20 protein-coding genes are annotated in these 24,038 nt (G+C 37.1%); 8 read left to right on the top strand and 12 right to left on the bottom strand.

Annotated elements, in window-relative coordinates; genetic code table 11:
* Positions 1-44: 44 nt before the first annotated feature.
* Positions 45-464, top strand: a complete 420-nt coding sequence (locus NK987_RS03045) for a Dabb family protein (RefSeq protein ID WP_258421853.1) — start codon at positions 45-47, stop codon at positions 462-464.
* Positions 465-551: 87 nt separating this feature from the next.
* Here NK987_RS03045 and NK987_RS03040 read toward each other — a convergent pair whose 3' ends face one another.
* Complete coding sequence (locus tag NK987_RS03040; RefSeq protein ID WP_113924426.1) at positions 552-959, bottom strand: hypothetical protein; 408 nt, start codon at positions 957-959, stop codon at positions 552-554.
* Between the two features lie 475 nt (positions 960-1,434).
* Here NK987_RS03040 and NK987_RS03035 point away from each other — a divergent pair, with 475 nt between their 5' ends.
* Positions 1,435-1,689, top strand: coding sequence for a hypothetical protein (locus NK987_RS03035; protein ID WP_259262662.1), 255 nt, complete (start codon positions 1,435-1,437; stop codon positions 1,687-1,689).
* A gap of 146 nt (positions 1,690-1,835) precedes the next feature.
* Positions 1,836-2,444 (top strand): hypothetical protein, encoded by a 609-nt coding sequence (locus NK987_RS03030; protein WP_259262661.1) that lies wholly within the window; start codon positions 1,836-1,838, stop codon positions 2,442-2,444.
* 360 nt (positions 2,445-2,804) lie between these two features.
* Here NK987_RS03030 and NK987_RS03025 read toward each other — a convergent pair whose 3' ends face one another.
* The 3 genes from NK987_RS03025 to msrB all read right to left on the bottom strand — a co-directional run bounded on the left by NK987_RS03025 (position 2,805) and on the right by msrB (position 4,919).
* Positions 2,805-3,134, bottom strand: a complete 330-nt coding sequence (locus tag NK987_RS03025) for a type II toxin-antitoxin system RelE family toxin (RefSeq protein WP_259262660.1) — start codon at positions 3,132-3,134, stop codon at positions 2,805-2,807.
* Complete coding sequence (locus tag NK987_RS03020; protein WP_259262659.1) at positions 3,124-3,330, bottom strand: hypothetical protein; 207 nt, start codon at positions 3,328-3,330, stop codon at positions 3,124-3,126. The genes NK987_RS03025 and NK987_RS03020 overlap by 11 nt, the downstream gene beginning before the upstream one ends.
* 443 nt (positions 3,331-3,773) lie before the next feature.
* Positions 3,774-4,919 (bottom strand): peptide-methionine (R)-S-oxide reductase MsrB, encoded by a 1,146-nt coding sequence (gene msrB, locus NK987_RS03015; protein ID WP_338021188.1) that lies wholly within the window; start codon positions 4,917-4,919, stop codon positions 3,774-3,776.
* A 237-nt stretch (positions 4,920-5,156) separates the two neighbouring features.
* On the opposite strand from msrB, the gene NK987_RS03010 reads away from it, so the two are divergent.
* The gene (locus NK987_RS03010; RefSeq protein ID WP_259262658.1) at positions 5,157-5,735 is read left to right on the top strand and encodes a porin family protein; all 579 of its coding nucleotides are present in this window, start codon (positions 5,157-5,159) and stop codon (positions 5,733-5,735) included.
* 105 nt (positions 5,736-5,840) lie between these two features.
* A complete protein-coding gene (locus tag NK987_RS03005; RefSeq protein WP_259262657.1) occupies positions 5,841-8,543 on the top strand; it encodes a PQQ-dependent sugar dehydrogenase in 2,703 nt (900 codons plus the stop codon).
* 69 nt (positions 8,544-8,612) lie between these two features.
* Here NK987_RS03005 and cas6 read toward each other — a convergent pair whose 3' ends face one another.
* The 5 genes from cas6 to NK987_RS02980 all read right to left on the bottom strand — a co-directional run bounded on the left by cas6 (position 8,613) and on the right by NK987_RS02980 (position 12,867).
* The gene (cas6, locus tag NK987_RS03000; protein ID WP_113924433.1) at positions 8,613-9,482 is read right to left on the bottom strand and encodes a CRISPR-associated endoribonuclease Cas6; all 870 of its coding nucleotides are present in this window, start codon (positions 9,480-9,482) and stop codon (positions 8,613-8,615) included.
* Between the two features lie 107 nt (positions 9,483-9,589).
* Entirely contained in the window at positions 9,590-10,687 is a 1,098-nt protein-coding gene (ychF, locus tag NK987_RS02995) for a redox-regulated ATPase YchF (protein ID WP_259262656.1), read from the bottom strand.
* An 11-nt stretch (positions 10,688-10,698) separates the two neighbouring features.
* On the bottom strand, positions 10,699-11,781 hold the full coding sequence (locus tag NK987_RS02990; RefSeq protein ID WP_259262655.1) for an AI-2E family transporter: 1,083 nt from the start codon (positions 11,779-11,781) through the stop codon (positions 10,699-10,701).
* 120 nt (positions 11,782-11,901) lie between these two features.
* Positions 11,902-12,231, bottom strand: coding sequence for a DUF3276 family protein (locus NK987_RS02985; RefSeq protein WP_258421859.1), 330 nt, complete (start codon positions 12,229-12,231; stop codon positions 11,902-11,904).
* Between the two features lie 288 nt (positions 12,232-12,519).
* A complete protein-coding gene (locus tag NK987_RS02980; protein ID WP_258421860.1) occupies positions 12,520-12,867 on the bottom strand; it encodes a 4Fe-4S dicluster domain-containing protein in 348 nt (115 codons plus the stop codon).
* 108 nt (positions 12,868-12,975) lie between these two features.
* Here NK987_RS02980 and NK987_RS02975 point away from each other — a divergent pair, with 108 nt between their 5' ends.
* The gene (locus tag NK987_RS02975) at positions 12,976-14,025 is read left to right on the top strand and encodes an acyl-CoA reductase (protein ID WP_338021187.1); all 1,050 of its coding nucleotides are present in this window, start codon (positions 12,976-12,978) and stop codon (positions 14,023-14,025) included.
* Here NK987_RS02975 and NK987_RS02970 read toward each other — a convergent pair.
* Positions 14,020-15,774, bottom strand: a complete 1,755-nt coding sequence (locus NK987_RS02970; RefSeq protein ID WP_259262654.1) for a sensor histidine kinase — start codon at positions 15,772-15,774, stop codon at positions 14,020-14,022. The genes NK987_RS02975 and NK987_RS02970 overlap by 6 nt on opposite strands.
* A gap of 483 nt (positions 15,775-16,257) precedes the next feature.
* On the opposite strand from NK987_RS02970, the gene NK987_RS02965 reads away from it, so the two are divergent.
* Entirely contained in the window at positions 16,258-18,519 is a 2,262-nt protein-coding gene (locus NK987_RS02965; RefSeq protein ID WP_259262653.1) for an aconitate hydratase, read from the top strand.
* A 519-nt stretch (positions 18,520-19,038) separates the two neighbouring features.
* A complete protein-coding gene (locus NK987_RS02960) occupies positions 19,039-21,990 on the top strand; it encodes a PAS domain S-box protein (RefSeq protein WP_259262652.1) in 2,952 nt (983 codons plus the stop codon).
* Here the strand turns inward: NK987_RS02960 and NK987_RS02955 are convergent.
* Both NK987_RS02955 and NK987_RS02950 read right to left on the bottom strand, forming a co-directional pair.
* Entirely contained in the window at positions 21,981-22,961 is a 981-nt protein-coding gene (locus NK987_RS02955) for a tetratricopeptide repeat protein (protein ID WP_259262651.1), read from the bottom strand. The two genes, NK987_RS02960 and NK987_RS02955, sit on opposite strands and share 10 nt — an antisense overlap.
* Positions 22,909-23,988: an AI-2E family transporter gene (locus tag NK987_RS02950; RefSeq protein WP_259262650.1), complete on the bottom strand. Its 1,080-nt coding sequence runs from the start codon at positions 23,986-23,988 to the stop codon at positions 22,909-22,911. Before NK987_RS02950 ends, NK987_RS02955 begins: the two co-directional genes overlap by 53 nt.
* Positions 23,989-24,038 lie beyond the last annotated feature (50 nt).

The following is a 24,038-nucleotide window of genomic DNA, read 5'->3' as shown; positions in this document are numbered from 1 at the left end:
ATCTTTATTTTTCAAATTGCCACCATAACCAAAAACCTTCAACCATGAGAAACTTAATGATTTTGGCTTTTTCGCTGCTGTTGTTTGCAGCTTGCCAAGCTCCCCAAAAAGAAGAGAAAATTATTGAAAAAGTAATCGAAAAAGAAATAGTGACTATGGACAAAGCACTGCGACATGTTGTTTTATTTAAGTTCAAAGATGGTACCGCTGAGGAGGATATTCAGAAAGTGGTAGATGCCTTCACCGCACTTCCATCAAAGATTGATGTCATCAAGTCAATCGAATGGGGAACCAATAACAGTCCTGAAGGATTGGATCAAGGCTTTACGCATTGCTTTTTTCTAACTTTTGCCTCTGAAGCAGACAGAGACATTTACCTTCCACATCCTGACCATAAGGCTTTTGGTGCAGTATTGGGGCCACATTTGGACAAAGTATTGGTAGTGGATTATTGGACTAAATAGTCAGAATGTAGAAAAATAAAAACTCCAACAGGTTCATTTCTGTTGGAGTTTTTTATTTGATTTTTTTGGAAAATTTAGATTCTCAGGTCAGTTTTTATTCATGGGCAACTCGGTATTGACCTCGCCCCTTCCGCCTATTTCGATGATTTCATAGACTACAACTTCGCTTGCGCCTCTCCAAGGTAATGAATTGAGGTATTCCTTATAACGCAATTCTACAAATTTTCCACCTGCACGCTCAAGCTGCTCAACAAGAGCTTCATTCTGAACACTGAATCTAAACTCGTTGCTTTGAAGGGCACCGGCAGTAGGACTTTGGAAACCTTCCTGAACGATACGGCCTTCCCAGGTTTTGAAGACGTATCCTTTTTTCTCAAAATAATTGAGCGTGCCGCCTTTGACACCTTCACTGAACACAAAGTAATACCTCCAATAGAATACTCCTGCAAGGATAATGATGAGGGCAAAAATGCCGATTTTTACGAATTTGTTCATGTTGGTTGGTTTTTAGATGCTTTAAACAATTACAGAAATTGTGCAATTTAAACTATAAATCTGAAAACCAATTTCTCATAAATGCTTCAATTAAACAACAATTTGTTTTGGCATTTATTTTTACATCATCCAAAGCCAAAAATCATTAATCCCTGAGCATAGAAAGGTGATCTCTAGGTGTAGACTCTGCCTATACCTTTTTATTTAGTAGAATTTGCAATTCATTTTACCAAGAATTACCTTTCGTTTGCTTGGTTGGTAGATTAGTCCAATTGCAAATTGGTAGGGATAGAAGGGTTGAATTACAAATTCATACCAGTCGCAGCATCAGGCATTAAACTACACCTAGTTGGGGTCGAAAGAATGATACTTAAATCTGGCCTAGACGAGCCCACTATATTCTTGATGCCCAAATAAAAAAAACTCAATTCTGGCGTCAAATTCGCGGTAGATCAATCTAAAAAGACTAAAGGTTATGAACAAGATAATTGGAATTATTATGTTAGTGGGAGTTTACTTTTTGGCTAAGGATGTTCTAAAAAAGGTCAAACCAGAAGATAAAAGAGAAGGTATAAAGATCGAAAAAATTAGAACTGCAGGAGGAACTATTATGTTGGCATTTTTAGCGCTGCTGCACCTATTTACTAAAGAGCCCTTTTGCGAATATTACCCTTCTTTTTGTGATCGGTTTCCAGGCTTCTGTGAGAATTTTCCCTATTTGTGCCGATGATTGTCCCATTCTGGGAGTAGAGTGGCTTAATCTCTAAGGGTAGGCAAATTCCATCCAGTCGAAGCATCAGAGGTTTGACTACTTCAAGGGTGGGCAGGAAATCAAATAGCTGACGGAATATTTAATTATAAAGAAACCAACAAACGATGAAATACACACTAATCATACTTTTGATTTTTCATGTGAATGCGGCATTCTCTCAGAAGGTTTCCACCTTAGATGAAGCAACACAATTTTTTATTTCTCTGCTAATGTTGCATGAACTAAACCCGATTGAGACATATGAGTCTCAAAAAATTAATGAAATCCTGAAAAATTCAGCCAAACAATATTTAGAAAATGAAAGCGCAGTCAATGAAGAAAAAGAGAAGATTTTATTAACTCTCTATGAGAACGGAAGGTCTGAATATGATGATTCAATTGATGAAAGAAGAATGAGAACAAGACGAGCAATATGCTTTATAGCACTGGCTTTCCAATCAGATCCATCTTGCAGGGATATTTTTGTCGAGTTTGCAAAATTTTCATTATCCTCGTGCGATCAATTTTCCGAAGACAAATTGCTGGCAGAGGAGAAGCTGGGAATACAATTGGTTGAATTGTTGTTTAAATTCGAGAACAATCAGCTTCAAAGACAGGATGTAACTAGTGTTGAAGAATTTCTAAGGGCTAACTCAACCAACTTAGCTTCAGATGTGAAACATAGAACATCATTATTTTTGGAGTATTTTATTGACAATTTAGCTAGGCATTAATTCGCTTCCCAGTTAGGGAATCCCACATTTTAGTAGAATTCTTAATTGAAACACTAGTGGGGAAGATCCGCCGCGGCGGACCGAGCCGGCGATGGCACTGTGTGTGGGAGGATTAAAATTTCTTGTCCCGATAATTATCGGGATGGTTACTTTTTGTGGCAAGACAAAAAGTGACTTGAGAAGGAAACGTAAAGAAAATCCTTTGGAAAAGATATTGAATTGAATTCTCAACCTTCCCCCTTTGGGCTAGAAAGGCGTAGCCACTAGGAGTAGATTGTATCTACTCCCTTCCATCAACCATAAAATGCTTTGAGTAGAGGGGAAGTTATAACAAAGGCTAACAATTTGGAAGCTTTTGGTTTATTCAGGTATATTTTTTAGGAGCTCGTCAAGTTCTTTATCGGAAAGGGTTTCTTTATCAGATTTATCATAAATAGAGAGAAGGAAAACAGTCTCTTCTGCAATGACAATATTTGTTATAACCCTTGAACCCCCACTTTTACCTTTGCCTTTTGAGGATATTGAAAGACGTATTTTATAGCAATTTCTACCCAAAGAAGTTCCTTGAACAGGATTTTCTTCCAAGCTTTCAAAAAGTATTGCTAAATCTGTTTTTAAAGAAGGATATTTCTTTGCCAACTTTTTCAACTCTTTCCTAAAAGTAGGAACAGCAATAATATTATAGCTCATCTAATAACTGCTTTGCGGGTATGCCTTTCAGTTTGCCTTCTCTTACTAGTTTGAGTTCTTCCACTGCTTCTTTAATCTCTTCCATGAGTAAAGCCTTCTCGTCAGATATTGTTGTGGCTTTTACATACGATAAGCCTTTAAGCACTTCGAGTAAGGGTTTGGCCTTATCGTCTTTTATGTCTAATAAAACTTTCATATTTCAAATTTTGAAGGATTGACACTCATTGCCTTGTTCGTTTTTGTTTTGAACGTCTGCCGGCAAGAATTGCTTCAAAGTTACATAATAAGCCGAGATACTCAATTGAATTGAATTCTCAACCTTACCTGTTTTTGGTGTAAACACAATTCCAATCTTGACCTTTTTGCTCCCAATCCCGATATTAACCGGGACCAACAGACTCTATTTTTCAATACCCCGGGCGGCGGTGCATGGGGATTTGTTGAAATATAGAAATCAGAGAACCACCTTGTAGGGAGCGATTATTATTTCGCTCCGCCTCGGCGGACTATTTGTAGAAGATGAGTTAGAATTTAAAATATGGAATGACTGAGGAATTCGGAATTTTTTACTCTAGAATAAAACTTAAAATGAAACACCCACAGGGAGGAAGAATTCTCCCTCCTTTGTGCTGGTTATTTTTAATCGACTACCCAAAGCCAATCTTTGTAACCTTCTTTTTCCATGTCCTTTTTTGGGATGAATTTCATGGCAGCTGAATTCATACAATACCGAAGTTTGGTAGGCTCAGGTCCGTCATTGAATACGTGCCCAAGATGGGAATCACCGAGTTTGCTCCTCACTTCCACACGCATCATTCCGTAGGCGGTATCGGTCGGTTTGCCGATGACGCGGGCATCGATCGGTTTGGTGAAACTCGGCCAACCTGAATAGGACTCATATTTATCCGAAGAACTGAACAAAGGAACTCCCGAAACAATGCAGACATAGATTCCTTCTTCTTTGTTTTCATTGTAATCGTTGGTAAAAGCCCGCTCAGTTTCTTCATGCATGGTGACTTGGTATTGAAGTTCTGTGAGTCTTTTCCTTAACTCTGAGTCAGAAGGTTTTTTGTATTTGTCTTCCAATTTTACGGGCCAATGTTTTGCAATAAATGCATCCCTTCCCGAACCTGTTCTGTAAGCATAATATTCTGTCGGGTTCTTCTTATAATAATCCTGATGGTAATCTTCCGCAGGATAGAAGTTAGTAAACTTGATCAAAGGAGTGACTATGGGTTTATCAAATTTACCTGATTGGGAAAGCTTTTGAAGGGAAGCTTCTGCAGCCGCTTTTTGGATTTTGTCATGGTAAAATACCGCAGATGTGTATTGAAATCCCCTATCATAAAAGGAACCACCTTCGTCCGTAGGGTCAAACTGTTGCCAGAAAATTTCCAATATCTCCGAATAACTGATGATATCAGGGTTGTAAGTAACTTGTACAGATTCTCTGTGGGTTGTTTTTCCTCCTGATACATCCGAATAGGTTGGATTTTTTTCTTTGCCACCGGCATAGCCGGAAACCACAGATACAATACCGTCAACTCCCTCAAAAGGAGCTTCTATACACCAAAAGCATCCACCTGCAAAAGTGGCCAAAGCTGTAGGTCCATCATAAATTTCTTCAGGAACATCGGAATTTTCACTTTTTTGTTTTCCATTTTCTGCCTGTGAGCAGGAAAACACCAAAAGACTGAAAGTAGGTATTAATACCAGATAAAGGATTTTTTTTGAAAAGGCCATGATCTTATTGACTGTTTTGACTATTGAATTTGAATGGGGCATGATTTTAGATAATTGACATTCTTAGGATTCTGTAAATGTCTATGGAGACGATTGAATGACGGACATTTTATGGACATTCAAATTATACAAGAATCCGGAAGATATACGTTTACTAACAGCAAATCAGATGAATGTGTTTGCAAAGATTAACAATTGCTCAAAAAAGAATTGTCAGATATGCGTCAACCATGACATCATTTGCAGAAAATATATTTCAATTCACATAAACCAACTATTATGAAAACTACATTGAAAGCCAGCGTAATCATGTTTGTCTTGATGGTATTTTGCCACTCAGGGTATTCTCAAACCGGTGGAGGGTTTGGGATCAAAGGAGGAATGAATTACAATTCAAACGGACAGTATTTTAAGGATGCTGAGGCGATTTGGGGATCTCCAAAAAATAACCTTGGTTACCATTTGGGATTATTTGGGAAGGTAAATGCAGGACCTGTTTTTCTCAGACCGGAACTCAATTATACCAATTTAAAATCAGAAATCAATTCAGTCCAACTTCAAACCCAAAGACTTGATGCTCCGGTTTTGGTAGGAATCAATCTTCTCGGGCCTCTGGTTTCGGTATTTGCAGGGCCTTCTTTGCATTACTACATAGAAGACGAGTTGCGGGACTTCGAATATGACAAATTCAATGCAGGGTATCAATTTGGAATCGGACTCAATCTTGGGAATGTCGGATTGGATCTCAGGTATGAAAGAGTTCTAAACGGGCAAACCGTAGACATTGATAATGTCTTCACAGGAGATGGTGATTTCAGATACCAACAATTGATGCTCGGTCTGTCATTTAAATTTTAATTACTCCAAAATCCATTTGTTAAATCCCCTAGCCTCTAGGGGATTTTTTTATTTGTTTAAACCTTATTTTCTATATCTTGGTCTTATCTCAAACCATTAAGGCCCATGAAACCACTTTTACCCACAATTCTTTTTTCAGCGATGGTTATTGTTTTTGCCTCCTGCCAAACTGAAGAGGAAAAATTTGTCACCGAAAAGCCGGAGGATAGCCGCTTTACCAAAATCGCCTTGGTGGAAAAACTGGATGAACCCATGGAATTGGAAGTTCTCAGTGATGGCAGGGTAATTTTTATTGAAAGAAAAGGCAAAGTAAAAATGTATGAGCCATCAAATGGCGCCACCAAAGAAATAGGCTTTCTTGATGTTTTTTATGAAAGCGAGGATGGATTGTTAGGTTTGGCCAAAGATCCTGGATTTGATAAAAATCAGTGGATCTACCTTTATTATTCGCCTTCAGGTTCAATCAGTATCAACCGCCTGTCGAGATTTACGCTTGTAAATGACATGATTGATATAGCTTCAGAAAAAATCATGTTGGAGAACCCGCATTATAGAGGTTGTTGCCATAGCGGTGGATCCCTTGAATTTGATAGTAAAGGAAATCTTTTTCTTTCTCTTGGAGATGATACTACCCCTTTTGAATCTGACAATTACAATCCCATTGATGAACGAAAAGGAAGACCTGAAAATGTGGATGCGCAGAGAAGTTCCGGCAATAGCAATGACCTGCGTGGAGGTATTTTGAGAATCACACCTCAACCTGACGGTACTTACACCATTCCCGAAGGCAATCTTTTTCCCGTTGGAACTCCGGATACCCGTCCAGAGATTTATGTCAAAGGAAATAGAAACCCATTCAGAATCTCGGTAGATCAAAAAAACGGGAATTTGTATTGGGGAGAAGTTGGACCTGATGCATCTAATGATAGCCTTCAAAGGGGGCCAAGAGGTTACGATGAAGTCAATCAAGCCAAGAAAGCAGGATTCTTTGGTTGGCCTTATCTTATCGCCAATAACAAACCTTACTGGTATTACGACTTTGAAAAACAGGAGAGTATTTTTGAATATGATCCCAATGCACCGGTCAACAATTCTCCAAACAATACCGGAGTCAAGCAACTTCCACCTGCCCAACCGGCATTTATCTGGTATCCCTATGCTGATTCTGAGGATTTTCCACAATTGGGTTCAGGAGGTCGAAATGCCATGGCAGGACCGGTTTATTACCACGATATGTTTCCAAAAACTGAAGTGAAATTTCCAAAATACTACCATGGTAAACTGTTTATCTATGACTGGATGCGGAATTGGATCTTTACTGTCACAATGGATGAGAATTCCGATTTGGATTCCATGGAAAGATTTCTTCCCAATGTAGTTTTTGATAAGCCGGTGGACATGCAGTTTGGGCCTGATGGTGCACTTTATGTGCTTGAATATGGCACGTATTGGTCTGCTCAAAACGATGATTCAGGATTGTACAAAATAGAATTCAGTGCCGGAAACAGAAAACCTATAGCGAAAGCTTCTGTTGAAAAAAACCAAGGTGCAGCGCCCTTTACCGTTCAATTCTCGAGTGAAGGAAGCATGGATTTTGATAAGGAGGATAGTTTGTTGGTATATGAATGGGATTTTGAAGGAACAGGCAAAGTGCAGTCCCGTGACCCTAATCCATCATTTACCTTTGAAAAAACAGGGATATTCAAGCCGATTTTAACTGTCCGTGATGGTGATGGCAAAACTGATACTTATCAATTGGAAGTAACAGTTGGCAATGATCCTCCTCTAATTTCGGTAAAAATGGACCATAACCAATCGTTTTATTGGGGAAATCCATCGATTGATTACAAAGTAATGGTTACGGATAAAGAGGATGGAGAAATCCAAGAGGAAAAGATCTTGGTAACTTGGGATTATTTAGAAAATGGTTTCGATAGGGTTGAGGCCGCAGAAGGGCATCAAATAAAATTACCTTCAGCTACTTTGATGGGACAAAACCTTACCGTAAAGAGTGGCTGCAACGCCTGTCATGGTATCGATAACCCATCCATAGGACCAAGTTATGTTTCGGTGGCGGTCAAATATGAAAGTGATCAGGAAGGGAAAAATTACTTGATTCAAAAAATCACAAATGGTGGGGGCGGAGTATGGGGTGAGCGCCAAATGCCAAGCCACTCCCATCTTCCAAAAGGAGACATTGAAGCGATGGTAGATTATGTGCTTTCCCTATCTCCAAATAAGCAATCAAGTCCCAAAAACCGAATTGCGGCTCAGGGTAGTTTAAAACTAGACCAACATTCCAAAACGAATCAAAACGGGACGTATTTATTGACAGTGAGCTATCAGGATAATGGTTCAAAAGGGATTTCGCCAATTTTGAGAAGGGATCAGATAGTGCTGAGAAATCCGATGCTTCAGGCTGCTGATGCTGATTATTTCAAAGGAACTGCAAAAGCCAATTGGGAGGATTCAAAATTGGTCAAGTTTACAGAAAATCTTTCCTATATCGGATTCAGTGGAATTGACCTTAGTGAGGTAAAAAATTTGGTTCTTTCTCTTGATCCGAATAAGAAATCAGGGTGGTTTGAGGTGAGAGTCGGTAATGTAGATGGGAAATTAATTGGGAAAACTCCGGTTCTCAGCGAAGAAAACAGGCCAAAAAACAAACAGAATAAATGGTTTGATTATAGTCTGCAAATAGAAGAAACGAATGGAAGGGAAGATCTGTACATTATTTTCAAGACCGAAACAGGCGTAGATATTTGGGGGTCATTTCTGATGAACACAGTCAGTTTCACATCAGATTGAAAAATTAGAAAAGAAGCTGTTTGAAAAGTAAGTAAACAATAAAACCGGCTTGCGGCCGGTTTTATTGTTTTAAAGTTCCTCTTGTCCTTCTTCCATTTCCCCGGACTTAGGTCTGTCTTGGGCTTTGTAAGGGATGAAACCTTCTCTTTTGAACTTATATGGTTCAGCACGTTGGTTAGGAGCGTGGTTTGCAAGGTCTAGCATACCAAATCCTTTGTGGGTGAAAGCACCCAAGCCGCACTTAAACACGAAGTCTTGTACCTCTGGAGCGGCATACAAAGTAAAGGGAAGTGTATACCCTCGTACCTCATATTTCACATCCATGTCGTAAACGGAGTAGATTCTGGCAAATTTCTTTTGCTGCTCTCTCAGCTTATTAACATAATTCATGTCAGGTACAACTTGGAATTTGTAAAAAGATTCCATTTGTTCTTGGTTGTACCATCCTGATCTTTCCATCCTAGTAAGGGTAGATTCATACAAAAGATCAGAAAATTCATCTGTATCCGGGTTGATAAATCTTTTCCCTGATTCATCATTGAAAGCAGGAGTCAACAATACCAAAGGAGAAATACAAACAAATTTGTTTGATACCTCTAATGTTGGTTCTGTTTCCTGTTCAGTGTACTCAGGGGAAAGGATTAGGTTTCCTAACTCAATTTTAGGAGTTTCGAATACCTGCTCCAGCAAATAGTCCATAAATTCTTCATTGGGTGATGAAAGCACTAGAGTGACTAAGCTCGAGTAGTAGTGAAGTCCGCTTCGACTAACTTTGGTCTGACCTTTTAGACCAGAGAAATTGAAGTAATTGTAGTTAAAAAACTCCTCCCTTCCACCTTTGACAATCAATCCCTTCAGGAATTGGGCCAAGATGTACTGGTGGTGAAAGGGTAAGTAAGCCCCTTTGTTTTTTAACGAAAATATTAATCTTATTCTCACGGTTTTAATAAAAATAGAAATGAAACAATAATTTAAATTTTGCTTTTATTTGATATTCACACTAATCACGGTTCTTGCAAAAGTACAAATTAATTTTACAAATTTTGTTATACATTGAATCTAAAATGCATGATATCCCCGTCCTGAACTACATATTCTTTGCCCTCAATCGATATTTTTCCATTTTCCCTGCATCCTGCTTCTGATTTATACATTTCGTAGTCCGAAAGTTTGATTACTTCAGCTTTTATAAACCCTCTTTCAAAATCAGTATGGATGACACCGGCAGCTTGAGGGGCTTTCCATCCTTTTTTGATGGTCCATGCCCGGACTTCTTGGACACCTGCAGTAAAATATGTGATCAGGTCAAGTAATTTGTACGCTCCTGAGATCAATTTGTTTAAACCGCTTTCGTCTAAACCATATTCGCCCAAGAACATTGATTTTTCTTCTGCATCATCCAATTCAGCGATTTGGGACTCAATGGCGGCACAAAGAATGATGACATCAGCATATTCTTCCTTTACTTTTTCTCTTAATTGATCCACATATTTATTGCCGGTCAACAAACTTTTTTCATCTACATTGGCAACATAGAGTACAGGCTTGATGGTCAAAAGATGAAGGTCTCTTACAGCTTCGAATTCTTCTTTGTCAATTGAAACCGCTCTTGCATTTTTTCCGGCTTCGAGTTCAGATTTGAATGTTTGGAGGACTTCAAGGTCTTTTCTTGCCCTTGCATCTCCGGATTTTGCTATTTTTTCAATCCTTGCTATTTTTTTATCTATTGATTCCAAATCCTTGAGCTGCAATTCAGTGTCAATGACTTCCTTGTCAAATTCCGGATCCACACCACCTGCCACATGGACAATGTTTTCGTCATCAAAGCATCTGATCACATGGATGACAGCATCCACTTCTCTGATATTGGCCAGGAATTTATTTCCCAAGCCTTCACCTTTACTTGCGCCTTTGACCAAGCCTGCAATGTCCACAAACTCGATGACTGTGGGAACGACACGATTTGGTTTGACAAGTTTTTCCAAAATGGTCAATCTTGCATCAGGAACAGTCACTACCCCGACATTGGGTTCTATTGTACAAAAAGGAAAATTAGCAGCTTCAGCTTTAGCAGAAGAAAGTGCATTGAATAAGGTTGATTTTCCAACGTTGGGTAAGCCAACGATGCCACATTGTAAAGCCATTAATATTTTTTTTACATTTTAAAGATTCGGTATTCTCGGTAACCTCTATAAAATTCCAATACAGATACCCTGAATATGGTATAAACCGGTATTGCAAAGATCATCCCAAGGATACCGGCGATTTTCGCACCGGCAAAGATAATCACAAAAATTTCAAGCGGATGTGCTTTTACAGATTTGGAGAAAATCAATGGCTGCAAAATGATGTTATCTGTTAATTGAACAACTCCAAATACGGAAAGAATTTTAACAACCATAAAGGTAATCTCGTTTGAATTTTCAAAACTTCCAGTCGAAAGTCCGACGATTACCCCAAATGTGGCACCCAAGATCGGACCTGCATATGGAATCAAATTGGCCACAGCAGCAAACATAGCTATAGTCAATGCATAATCAATTTCCATCAATGTAAGCCCAATTGCTGCCAGGGAAAAAATGCAGGTGATCTGTATCAAAAGCGCTACAAGGTAATTGGAAAGCAATCTTTCAACCTTATTGAAGGTGGAAACAGATAATTCAAAATAAGGATTGGGAATCAAATCCATGATATTCCTTCTCAAAAGTCCATTTTCTAGCAATAGGAAAAAAGAAATGAAACCAACCGCCATGATTCCTACCAAAAATGAACTTGTGGTATTGACAATGGTATTGACTATCCCTTGATAATTAATTGATCCAAAACTTGAAATCAGTGTCTCCCGCACCTGCAAAATCAAAAATCCCGGATCACTTTTTACAATTTCATATTTGATCAATAAATCCTCAACTTTTCCAACAGGATTTTGGATTTGTTCATATAGGTAATCAAGGTCGTAGGATGAAATGACTTTTATTTGGGCACTTATCAAGGGAATGAAAAGTAAGCTTATCAGAAAAATCAATGTTAGGACCATCCCAAATGACAATAAAATTGCAAGCCACCTGGGAGTATGCTGTCCGATGACATGAAATGAATTAATCCTATTGGTCAAAGGCCGAAGAATGGCCGCTAAAACCAATGCAAAAATGAAATAGAAAGTGATGTTTGAAAAATACCAGCCAACAACGCCTAAAAGGGCTATAAAAAATAAAATGATAAAAACAGGCTTTTTCATATGTAGACGAAAGATAGGAAAAAGAAACAACCACTAGGGCATCTGCAATTATGGAATAATGCAACCGATTTTAAATCCCACTAAAGTTGATTCTTTTTCCTTTTAATAAAAAAGTTGGGACTATTCCCACTTTAACTCGTCATCTAATTCGGTTTCGGATTCCTCGACATCATATTGTGAGAAATCAACCTCAGGCATCAAATCATGCTTGACATGGTCTACGGCATTTTGCAAAGCTTCAATGAACTTCCCGAAATCTTCTTTGTAGAGAAAAATTTTATGCTTTTCAAAAACAAAGTTATCACCCTGCATTCTTCTTTTACTTTCAGTAATCGTAAGGTAATAGTCGTTTGACTTTGTTGACTTTACATCAAAAAAGTAAGTTCTCTTACCTGCTTTTACTCTTTTTGAGAAGATTTCTTCTCTGTCATTTCCTCTGTGATCTTCCACTTGTCAAAGTTTTTGTTTGATTAAGCTGTTATTTTGAGGACAAGTTAAATCAATTCAAAAATCATATTCAAGGGATTATCTAGATTTTTTTAACAGAACCCTACCATTATCTGATTATTTAGGCAGTTTCAGGTGATTCTTTGCTTCGAAATTAAATTGCCAGGGTTTATCAAGATGGCTTTGGCCGCCCAGTAATGAAAAGTTGTAGCGATTTATTTGAATATTTCTTCCGGGAAGTTGATAAACTTTGAGTATTTCTTGAACAAAAAAAGAGGGAATCTCCCTCTTTTATTCACCATGCATGAAAAGTTTTTTAGACATCAGATCTTCCTCTGATTCTCTGTGATCCGGATCGTCTACACAACAATCTACCGGGCAAACTGCAGCACATTGAGGTTCTTCATGAAATCCTGTGCATTCTGTACATTTTTCAGTGACTATATAGTAAAACTCATCTGATACGGGTTCTTGCTTTTCATTGGCATCTACTACAGTCCCATCGGAAAGTGTGACTTCCTTTAACTTGGTACCGCCTGCCCAAGTCCATTCAATTCCACCTTCGTAAATGGCAGTATTAGGACATTCTGGTTCGCATGCACCGCAATTGATGCATTCATCGGTTATCATTATAGCCATAATCCTTATTTTTTGTTGCCCAAAATTAACAATCAAATAACCAATCCTGCAATAAAAAGTTGTTATGCTAAGTAATTTATTTTCAATCCGGCCAAAATCATTTTTATAATGAATTGGATATCTTTGCCAAAATTACCAAAAACAATGACCCTCGAGGAGAGAATTGACGCATTTGCAAGGCTGGGAGATTTTATCGAAAAAATTTCATCAGAGGAATTATCCGATTTATACAGAAGGGTAGAAAACAACAACAATTGGTTTACTCCTGAGCAGGTAAAAAATTCGCTTGACGCTCTTTTGCTTTTTCTAAATAAAGAAAAATTAGCGGATTGGCTTTTTAAATATGACCTGTCTGAAGTAAGAAATCCCAAATCTGTAGGAATTCTTATGGCTGGAAATATACCTGCAGTTGGGTTTCATGACATGATGTGTGTCCTTTTAAGCGGACATCGTGCAAATGTCAAAACAAGTTCTTCGGATCAAATACTGATAAATTGGTTAATTAATAAGCTAATTTCAATTGAACCAAGATTTGGACAATTTATTCTTGTAGAAGAAATGCTTAAGAATAAAGATGCTTACATCGCCACAGGTAGTGATAATTCTGCTAGATATTTTGATTATTACTTTGGAAAATATCCCAATATCATCAGAAAAAACAGGATATCTGTAGGAATCTTGGATGGAAGTGAGACAAAGGAGGAATTTCTTGAATTGGCCAAAGATGTCTTCCAATATTATGGCTTGGGATGTAGGAATGTTTCCAAAATCTTTGTTCCCAACCGGGAAATTCTTATCTCATTCTTGGATTCAATTGAGGATTTTAGAGAAGTTGCAAGCAACCATAAATACTTTCATAATTATGAGTATAACAAGTCCATTTTGCTGGTTAACAGAGAAATGCACCTAGATAATGGATTTCTAATACTTCAAGAAAGCAAAGGACTTGTTTCTCCTATTTCGGTTCTTTTTTATGAAGTTTATGAGAGTCAAAATGATCTCAATGAGTTGATTTTTTCTGTAAATGACAAAATTCAATGCATTGTGTCCAACAACGGTTGGTTTCAAGGTAGTCTACCGTTTGGCAAAGCCCAATGTCCTGCTTTGGATGAATATGCCGATGGGATTGATACCATGGCGTTTTTGAAAAATCTATGAATTTTCATTTTTGGGGAGGCTGAAGCTGAATTCACTTCCTTTTCCATGTTGGCTTTGAATTTTTAATTCCCCTCCGTTTTTTATGACATAATCATGCACCAATAGCATCCCAAGACCTGTTCCTGATTCTTTGTCTTTTCCGATCGTAGTAAACGATTCACGGTTTCTAAGTTTTTGCAGATTTTCTTCTGAAATACCAAGACCTGTGTCTTTGATTTTTACTGTGACATTATCCTCATTTTCTTTTAGAAAAACAGTTAACAAATCACCTTTGCCTGAAAATTTTATAGCATTACTGATAAGATTTCTAATAGCCAAATCAATCATGTTTTTATCAGCATATACCTGAAGGTTACCATATTTTTGAAGTGAAAGTGTGATCCCCTTTTCTTGGGTCTTTTTCTCAAAAAGAGAAACCTGTTGGTCCACTAATTTGTCAAGTTCAAAAATCCTTTTTTCTAAAAATTCCCCTTTCAGTTGACTGCTTGTCCATGCAAGCAAGTTTTCCAAAAGAATGGAAACTGAATCCATGTTTTTATTGATTTCGGGAAGAATGTCTAAAAATTCCTTTTGACTGATGACACCTTCAAATGAAAGCTTGATCAATTCTCTGATTCCGAAAATTGGACCTTTTAAGTCGTGAGAGATGATTGTGAAAAGTTTGTCCTTAAGCGAATTTAAATTTTTGAGTTCTTCAGCTTGGTTTTTTATTTGGTTTTGGATTGATTTTTTTTGGGTGATGTCCTCAAAAATAATCATCATTCCCAATGAATTCCCTTTTTTATCGTTTATAGGCACATATTCTACGGAAAGGTCTTTTTGCCCGGAAGTTAAACTCAAAGAAGATTCTATGCTGATCTTTTTTTGCTCATTCAGCTGGATTTCAAATTGAGAATCTTTTCCAAAAATATCTTCAAGCCTTTTTCCAATAAAATTTGAAACGGGACGCTCGAGAATTTTTGTCATGAAGGGATTGAAATCTATGATTCGGGAATTAGGATCTAATACAAGTATTCCTTTGCTGATTACTTCAAAAACCTTGTCCCTTGCAATCGGTTTTATACTGAAAAGATCAAATCTGATCAGGCCTATCCCGACAAAAATATACATGATCAAGAAAGCATAAGGTGTAAGGTCTATGTGGCCGAAAGGTCTAAATCCAAGCAGATAAAAAATATTGAAAGCCCATGGGAAAAGACCGGCCAAGAGTAAAAGGTTGTTTTGTTTCTTGAAAACCGGATCTGCATTTTTGAATTTGTAAAGCAGAATAATTATTCCAAAGAAAAGAGAGATATAAAAAAAGGAAAGATGTATGAAATACCATGGTCCCGGCTGTATAGCTAACAATGGAAAAGGACCAGAATTATCCACCATTACATTCCTGTAGTGCAAATGATGAAAAGAATTGGTAAAGACCATGAAGTAGGTAATTACCGGTATTCCAAAAACCAGTAGAGCAAACTTTGTGTGGGTATACCTTTCCAATCCGGTATATTTCAGACAAAACCAAAGCCAAGCCCCCGGAGCCAAAGCAATCCCTATATATTCGATTTTTATCCAAAAAAGCATGGTTTCGAGGTTTTTGCTTGATAATTCAAAACCATATGCAAGCGCCCAAATGGACACAAACAGCATCGTAAAAGCAAACCACCTCACAGAATCCCCCAACCTGTAAATGATTACAGTTGAAATTGCTGCTACAATGATTCCCGAAAACAGGAGGCTAACAGAAAAAATATTTAATTCCAAAATTATTTGGATTTGATTTTACTAGAAATGTAAACATTTTTAGAACCAAAGGACAGGACTTTTTCAAACCTAATTTTAGATTTATTATTATCGGGCAAGATATTTAGTTAGGTATGTTTGGCAATTTTTTGACAAAATGCATTTATCCAAATACTAAAAAGGAATTTTTTAAATCAAATGCAAAACCTCATTCTTTGATTTATTCTCATTAGGAGATAGAATTTATATAAAAAATTTGATAAACGGGAAAGAGATTTTGTCAAAAACTTAAAAACTCAACAACGAACAAAGTTTACCACCGTAAGTATGGTAACGCTTGGATAGTAGACAGGCCAAAACCTAATTCAGAAGGCACCCGGTGTTTCGAATCTTTTTGGCTAAATAAAAAGAACAGCTTACATGAAAACACTTCCAATTTTGCCCTGTTTTTTTATCTTTGCGAACGATTCAAATAACCTTTTCAACATTTAAATACAATTCCCAATGGCATTTGATATAGAAATGATCAAGGCGGTCTACTCCAAATTTCCTTCAAGGATAGAAGCTGCCAGGAAAGCAGTAGGAAAACCACTTACCTTGACCGAAAAAATATTATATGCACACTTGACTTTGGGCGAAGCAAATTCGTCTTTTGAAAGGGGTGTGTCATACGTCGATTTCAACCCTGATAGGGTAGCCATGCAGGATGCAACTGCTCAAATGGCACTTTTGCAGTTTATGCAAGCAGGGAGAGATAAGGTTGCTGTCCCCTCCACGGTACACTGTGACCACTTGATCCAAGCAGAAATCGGAGCTTTGGCCGACTTAAAAAAAGCAAACGACAAGAATAAAGAGGTATATGACTTTCTTTCTTCTGTTTCCAATAAATATGGTATAGGATTTTGGAAACCTGGAGCAGGAATTATACACCAAGTGGTTTTGGAAAATTATGCTTTTCCCGGTGGAATGATGATCGGAACTGATTCACATACTCCGAATGCAGGTGGTCTTGGGATGATCGCAATAGGGGTAGGTGGTGCAGATGCCTGCGATGTCATGGCCGGATTGCCTTGGGAGTTGAAGTTTCCGAAGTTGATTGGAGTGAAATTGACTGGAAGACTTTCAGGTTGGACTTCAGCCAAAGATGTTATCCTTAAGGTAGCGGGTATTCTTACAGTAAAAGGTGGAACAGGTGCAGTAGTAGAATATTTTGGAGATGGTGCAAGGTCGCTTTCTGCAACTGGAAAAGGTACAATCTGTAACATGGGAGCTGAAATCGGTGCTACGACTTCAATTTTTGGTTATGATGAAAAATCAGAAGCATATTTGAGAGGTACCGAAAGAGGCGATATTGCTGATATGGCAAATACCATTAAGGCTCACTTAACAGGCGACCAAGAGGTGTATGCCAATCCTGAGAAATATTTTGATCAAGTGATTGAAATTAACCTTTCTGAACTTGAGCCTCATGTCAATGGACCATTTACTCCGGATTTGGCTTGGCCAATTTCAAAATTTGCGGCAGCTGTAAGAGAAAATGGATGGCCTTCCAAATTAGAGGTTGGTTTGATTGGTTCATGTACCAATTCCTCTTATGAGGATATTTCTAGAGCAGCTTCATTAGCCCAACAAGCAGTAGATAAAAAACTAAAAGCCAAATCTGAGTACACCATAACTCCGGGTTCGGAACAGGTTAGATTTACAGTTGAGAGAGATGGATTCCTAGGTATATTTGAAAATATGGGTGGAGTAGTTTTGGCTAATGCTTGTGGGCCATGTATCGGTCAGTGGGCAAGACATGGTGCTGAGAAGCAAGAAAAAAACTCCATTATAACCTCTTTTAACAGAAATTTTGCTAAAAGAGCGGATGGCAACCCAAATACACATTCATTTGTAGCTTCTCCTGAAATAGTAACTGCATTGGCCATTGCAGGTGACTTGACTTTCAATCCAATGACAGATTCACTCGTCAATGAAGAAGGAAATTCAGTCAAATTGGAAGAGCCAAGCGGACTTGAATTACCTACCAAAGGTTTTGCGGTAGAGGATGCAGGTTATCAAGCTCCTGCAAAAGACGGTTCAAAAGTAAGTGTCCTTGTAGATCCAAAATCTGAAAGATTACAGTTGCTCGAACCATTCAAAGCATGGGAAGGAACTGACCTGAAAGGTTTAAAGCTTTTGATCAAAGCGAAAGGAAAATGTACCACTGACCACATTTCCATGGCCGGACCTTGGCTTAGATTTAGAGGTCATTTAGACAATATATCTAACAACATGCTTATAGGTGCAGTCAATGCTTTCAACCTAGAGACAAACAAAGTTAAAAATCAACTTACCGGAAAGCATGGTGAGGTTCCGGCCGTACAGCGTCATTACAAGAAGCATGGGATTGGCTCAATAGTAGTAGGAGATGAGAATTATGGAGAAGGATCTTCAAGAGAGCATGCTGCCATGGAACCAAGGTTCTTGGGTGTTAGGGCAATTTTGGTTAAATCATTTGCCCGTATTCATGAAACTAACCTCAAAAAACAGGGAATGTTGGCCTTGACATTTGCCAATCCATCTGATTATGATTTAATCCAAGAGGATGATGCGATCGATATTGTAGGTTTGGCTGATTTTCAGCCTGGTGTTCCATTGACAGTTGTGTTAAATCATTCTGATGGAACCAAAAATGAAATTGAAGTCAATCATACATATAATGAAGGTCAGATTGGTTGGTTTGTTGCAGGATCTGCATTGAATTTGATTAAGGAAGAAATTTGATCTCAAAAAATTAAAATAAAATAAGGCTGTAGATTCAATTCTACAGCCTTTTTATTTGTCAAAATTTCCTCAAAAATCAAGGCAAATAAATGCTTGAAACAAATCAAGTAAAGCAGTAAATTTTCTGGTCTATTTGTTTTTAAATTGAGGAGGTAGAAAAATGGGATTTTTTGTAAATTCATGTTTGATTCTGTAAATGTCAATCTAAGAATTTCCAAGTAATGCAACCGACGGTTATGTTGTAATTAATTATTCTAAGCTTAGCAATTGAATATTGATGCTATGAAATATCGATTATAGATGGCTAGTAGAGCTTTTAGCCTCTGAATGTTACAAGATCCTTGATTTGGTTTGTTCCGAAAATATTTGTTACTGATGTAAACAACATTTTTTTATATATTTAATTACAATTTACTTGTGTCAAAAAACAATTTAATGTATGTTTACAGCATGAGTTCCAAAAGAGCTTAACACCCATTACAAAGAAAAATTATTTAAGTTTCCAGCGCATTGTTTCTCATGAAGGAAAGAGGTATAAACAATACATTCAAGAAGATTATATACGAATCCTCGGAGATGGTTTTCTTGGCTGATGATACTTACCCTTACAATATTTTTTATACCAATGAAGCATTTGATAAAACAATTGGAGAAAAATTAGAGGACAATACTTTGGTCGGTTTGGGATTGGACATCAACTCTTACATTTTCAGTGAGGAAATGATCATCAATTTTCTAGATCAAGAATTTGTATTCAATATAGAATTGCCTCAGGAAAATGGGTCAAATTATTTTCTTTTTTACAAAGGAAAAGAAATGAGGGCTCAAGGAATGCCTACTAAAAAGCAGACAGGATTATTTTTCAAAAACGTTCAAGACCTTATTGGGATTGGCCAAGAAAATTTTCTGACATGGATAAGCAATTCAGTAAAAGACATTCTTGGATATTCTCCTGCTGAAATGACCAACGTAGAATTATGTCAATTTTTTCATCCCGAAGATTTACCAAAGGTTCATCAACTGGTATTGGCCGGTAAAAATGAAATCACAAATAGTCATTTTGAAGCGAGAATGCTTTCATCGCGTGGAGATTATAAATGGATAGACTGGAATGTCAATTTTGTTGCGGGTGAATTTTATGCAGTAGGAAGGGATATCACCGAGGAAAAACTTGCCCAAGAAAAAAATGATTGGAAAAATGAATTGACCAATTTAGGTGAAATTGTTTCTAAATCAGGTGTTTGGGAGATAGCTATACCTGAAAACAATGTAATTTTAAGTGATGGACTTTATGCGATTTTTGAGACTGAAAAGGGGCGAAACTTTAATATAGATCAAATTATTACTTTTTTCTTACCGGAATTCCGGTCTGTTTTTCAAAAATCATTAACCGAATTAATGGCAATTGGAAAGGATTTTGACTTAAAACTCAAGATAAAAACCAATTCATCAACTGAAAAGTGGGTAAGAATTATCGGTAAGGGGCAGTTCAAAGAAAATTCCGTTTCCAAAGTATTTGGCACAATAAGAGATATTTCTGATGAAAATGACTTATTAACAGAACTTGGGCTATATAAGGAAATGTTTGAACATTCACCTGAATCAATTTTGATATCCAACATTTCTGGAGAGATTATTTTTACAAACCAAGAAGCCAATAAAAAGCTGGGTATTGTTCCAAAATCGGGATATTCCTTTAAAATTGGAGATTTTGAAACCAAGTTTAGTGTAGAGGCTGATTGGGAGAGTCATATTCACCAATTGACAAATGAAAATAACCTCATTTATAAAACCCAATATACCAATCTGGACAAAACAGAAATTCACATGGAGGTGAACTCCTGTCTTGTGGAAATCAACCAAATAAAATATATTCTTTCATTTGCAAGAGATATCACTGAGAGGGTAGGTTTAGAAAAAACACTCCAAGAGTCTTCTGAATTTTTACTTCATTTGACAGAACAGGTTCCGGGAGCTCTATATCAGTTTGTTCTTGATAAAGAAGGACAGATGAAATTCTCTTACCTGAGTCCGGGCATCAAAGAGTTGCTTGGTATAAAGGAAGGTGAATTGAAGGATTTCAGCGATATCAGTCTTGCTATCAACAAAGTTCATTCGGAAGATATTGCTCTTGTCCTGACATCGACAGTTACTTCAGCAAGGACCTTAAAGCCATGGAATTGTCAATTTAGAGTAAGGGAAAAAACCGATGGTCAATTCAAATGGGTATATGGTGCAGCTAAACCAGAGCAATTGGAAAGTGGAGATGTGGTTTGGTACGGTTATCTGACAGACATCACCGATCAGAAAAAATTTGAAGAAAATCTAAAAAGTGCCCGTGAACAGGCAGAAAGAGCAAGTCAGATCAAATCGGAATTTTTATCGATGATCAGCCATGAATTGAGAACTCCACTCAATGCAATATCTGGTTCCGTATATACCCTACTTCAGGATGACCACACTTCCCATCAGGCCTCAGCATTGAATACGATCAATTTTGCGGTCGATAACTTAATCATTATGATCAATGATCTACTTGATTATCAAAAAATCGAAGCTGGGAAACTTACCTTAGAAAACAACCCGATGAATTTGAAAGAGGTTGTCAATCAGGTGGTCAAAGGTCTTGAATTCCATGCAAAAGATAGTAGAAATAAGCTTGTTTTGAACATTCAGGAAGAATTGAATCAAGATGTCAAAGGTGACAAAGTAAGGCTTGCCCAGGTTTTAAATAATCTGGTGACTAATGCCCTAAAATTCACCAATAATGGAGAAGTCGAGATAAATGTAAGGCTCAGTGAAAATTCTGAAGAAAAAATTAAAGCATATTTTTCTGTAAAAGATACAGGAATAGGAATTGCCAAAGAACATCAGTCCAGAATTTTCAATCAGTTTGATCAAATCCAACATTCATTCAGCAAGAAATATGGTGGTACTGGTTTGGGGCTTTCCATCACCAAAAGATTGCTTGAACAGATGGATAGTCAGATAGGGCTTGAATCGGAATTAGGTTTGGGATCTACTTTCTTCTTTGAAATTGTTTTTGAAAAAACCAAAAAACAGTTAATTCCAATACAACAGAAGGAAAACGTTTCCTTATTGCCTTTCAGTAAAATCAAATTATTGATGGCTGAAGACAATGATGTAAACGCTCTTGTGCTCGGGAAAATCATCAAAAAATGGGGCATTGATTATGATAGGGTAAATAATGGTCAAGAAGCTGTGGATGCTGTCAAAAATGAAAAATATGACTGTGTTTTAATGGATATTCAAATGCCTGTCATGGATGGTTTTGAAGCAACCAAAATCATTAAAACTATTTCCAATATTCCAGTTCTTGCACTTTCAGCCGCAGCCAAACAGGATTTAATTGAAAAAATTGACCAAAGTGGATTTACGGGGTATGTTTCAAAGCCTATCGATGCCTCTGAATTATTGAAGAAAATAAAAGAGGTCTTAAATCAATCTTGATTACATTTTGCAATATATTCTTTGACCATTTCCATGTCAGGATCTTTTTTATTTACCTCATCAAAATAAGTTAAAGCCAATTCTTTTTGACCTTTATAAAAATAGTAAATCCCTTTATTTCTAATGGCATACAGGTTTTTGGGATTTTGCTTCAAACTGTAATTGATGTCTTCTAGCCCTTTTTCATATTCCCCCAAATATATATGATACAGTCCACGGTTATTAAAATAAAAAGCTTCTTTTGGATTTAAGCTGATAGCTTTTTCTATCCATACCATTGCCTTTTCAAAATCTTTTGATTCAAAAGAAAGCATAGCCCTGAGGTTATAAATGTTTGGTTCTTGGGGATTTAGTTTTTCTGCTCGATCCAGAGCAAAATAGGAAGCATCAAATTCTTTTAAATAATAATGGAGTGTGGCTTTGTTGATCAAGACTTCATAATTTTCGGGTTGCAGTTCAAGTGATTTCTCGAATTCCTCAAGTGCAGCATCGTAATTTTTCATTTTTTCCAATATCAAACCAGTTAAAAAATGACCTTTCCAACTTTTTGGAATAAATGAGAGAAGATTTTTACTGTCTTCCAAAGCTTTATAATATTCACCATTATCCATAAGGCTTACTCCACGCTGAAAAAGGGCCAAAGAGTCGCCGGGATTTTTCTCTAGTATTGCCGAAAAATCATTGATTGCCTCATCAAACTTGTTGAGCTGTTGAAAAACCAAAGCTCTGTTATACAAAGCGTCTTTGTATTCAGGGTCAATCAATAGTGCTTCTGAATAGAAATCGATGGCAGTTTGAAGGTCATTTTCCTTCAGTTTTTCATTCCCTTTAAGTAGAAACCTTCCTTTTTTGGTTTCTACATTATCACATGAAAACGCTAGCAACGTCCCCAAAAGAAAGATGGTGGTTATTTTGAGTTTATTCTTTAATGGATTCAATGTTGTTTTTTTCTTCGCCCAATAATAAAGCATAAGGTTTTGTTGCATCAGTAAGTTCAAATATTTCCCTTAAAACCGCCAAAGAAGGTATAATAAGAATCATTCCGACTACACCCCAAATTGATGCACCCACCAAAAGACCCAAAAAAGTAGCAAATGCATTCAGGTTGACATTTCCACCTACAATTTTTGGGGTTAAGAAATTTGCTTCGATTGTCTGGATCAATTGGAAGCTCACAACTATAGCAATTGGGTAAAATAGGCCATCTTTGGTTAAGAATGCAAAGACAACAGGTAAAATCAAAGCAATAAAGGGTCCCAAGTAAGGAACGATATTAAGTACCGCTGCAAATACCCCGAAAAAAATCGCATGCTTGATTCCTAGTCCAAGTAACACTGACGTGTTTAAGATGGCCAAAATCACCATTACTTTTAATACGCCAACTACATAACTCTGAACAACTTTTCTCAAAATTAGTATTTCCTTTTTCACTTTTTCCTTATCGTGTCTTGGGAAGAGCCCTGCTAGGAACAAAGTGAGGTGGTCACGATAAAGAAGGAAAAAGAAGCTGAAAACAGGTAACAAAATTACTATAGACAATGACCCAATCGTTCCGAACACAAATTCAGCTAAACTTGAACCATGGGATTGTATCCAATCTATCAAATAATGTTTGTCTATTCCATTTCCAATTCCGGATTCTATTTGAAAATTCTCCAAAATATACTTGTCAATCTGAGTAAGGTAAACATTAAGCTTTTCCCTTACATTTCCAATGTCTTTACTGAAAGAACCAATTTGAAAAACGATAAAAACCATTAGCCCTAAAAACAAAATCAAGCCCGATAACAATGAAATGACGGTACTAAATACCCTGGAGATCTTTTTTGTTTCAAAAAAATCTGACATCGGTGTAAGTAGAATGGATATCAGTCCCGCTAAAAACAAGGGCACTAAGAGACTTTTTCCAATTATCAAGATAAAAACTATAACTACTATCAACAGCAAAACTGCAAGTGCCTTAAGGTAGGGCGGTAAATTTATATTGCTTTGGCTCATAAAATATTATAAATGAAATAATTAAAAGATTTAAATAAAGCATATGGCAG

The sequence above is a fragment of the Aquiflexum gelatinilyticum genome (assembly GCF_024813435.1).
Taxonomy (GTDB): domain Bacteria; phylum Bacteroidota; class Bacteroidia; order Cytophagales; family Cyclobacteriaceae; genus Cognataquiflexum; species Cognataquiflexum gelatinilyticum.
The sequence above is the reverse complement of the archived record's forward strand: the minus strand, read 5'-3'. Positions and strand labels throughout refer to the sequence as shown.

What these genes read in the sequence shown, in the direction of transcription:
- NK987_RS03045 (WP_258421853.1), top strand. Translation starts at nt 45, where the DNA reads ATGAGAAACTTAATGATTTTGGCTTTTTCGCTGCTGTTGTTTGCAGCT.
- NK987_RS03040 (WP_113924426.1), bottom strand. Translation starts at nt 959, where the DNA reads ATGAACAAATTCGTAAAAATCGGCATTTTTGCCCTCATCATTATCCTT.
- NK987_RS03035 (WP_259262662.1), top strand. Translation starts at nt 1,435, where the DNA reads ATGAACAAGATAATTGGAATTATTATGTTAGTGGGAGTTTACTTTTTG.
- NK987_RS03030 (WP_259262661.1), top strand. Translation starts at nt 1,836, where the DNA reads ATGAAATACACACTAATCATACTTTTGATTTTTCATGTGAATGCGGCA.
- NK987_RS03025 (WP_259262660.1), bottom strand. Translation starts at nt 3,134, where the DNA reads ATGAGCTATAATATTATTGCTGTTCCTACTTTTAGGAAAGAGTTGAAA.
- NK987_RS03020 (WP_259262659.1), bottom strand. Translation starts at nt 3,330, where the DNA reads ATGAAAGTTTTATTAGACATAAAAGACGATAAGGCCAAACCCTTACTC.
- msrB (WP_338021188.1), bottom strand. Translation starts at nt 4,919, where the DNA reads ATGCCCCATTCAAATTCAATAGTCAAAACAGTCAATAAGATCATGGCC.
- NK987_RS03010 (WP_259262658.1), top strand. Translation starts at nt 5,157, where the DNA reads ATGAAAACTACATTGAAAGCCAGCGTAATCATGTTTGTCTTGATGGTA.
- NK987_RS03005 (WP_259262657.1), top strand. Translation starts at nt 5,841, where the DNA reads ATGAAACCACTTTTACCCACAATTCTTTTTTCAGCGATGGTTATTGTT.
- ychF (WP_259262656.1), bottom strand. Translation starts at nt 10,687, where the DNA reads ATGGCTTTACAATGTGGCATCGTTGGCTTACCCAACGTTGGAAAATCA.
- NK987_RS02990 (WP_259262655.1), bottom strand. Translation starts at nt 11,781, where the DNA reads ATGAAAAAGCCTGTTTTTATCATTTTATTTTTTATAGCCCTTTTAGGC.
- NK987_RS02980 (WP_258421860.1), bottom strand. Translation starts at nt 12,867, where the DNA reads ATGGCTATAATGATAACCGATGAATGCATCAATTGCGGTGCATGCGAA.
- NK987_RS02975 (WP_338021187.1), top strand. Translation starts at nt 12,976, where the DNA reads ATGAATTGGATATCTTTGCCAAAATTACCAAAAACAATGACCCTCGAG.
- NK987_RS02965 (WP_259262653.1), top strand. Translation starts at nt 16,258, where the DNA reads ATGGCATTTGATATAGAAATGATCAAGGCGGTCTACTCCAAATTTCCT.
- NK987_RS02960 (WP_259262652.1), top strand. Translation starts at nt 19,039, where the DNA reads ATGAAGGAAAGAGGTATAAACAATACATTCAAGAAGATTATATACGAA.
- NK987_RS02955 (WP_259262651.1), bottom strand. Translation starts at nt 22,961, where the DNA reads ATGCTTTATTATTGGGCGAAGAAAAAAACAACATTGAATCCATTAAAG.
- NK987_RS02950 (WP_259262650.1), bottom strand. Translation starts at nt 23,988, where the DNA reads ATGAGCCAAAGCAATATAAATTTACCGCCCTACCTTAAGGCACTTGCA.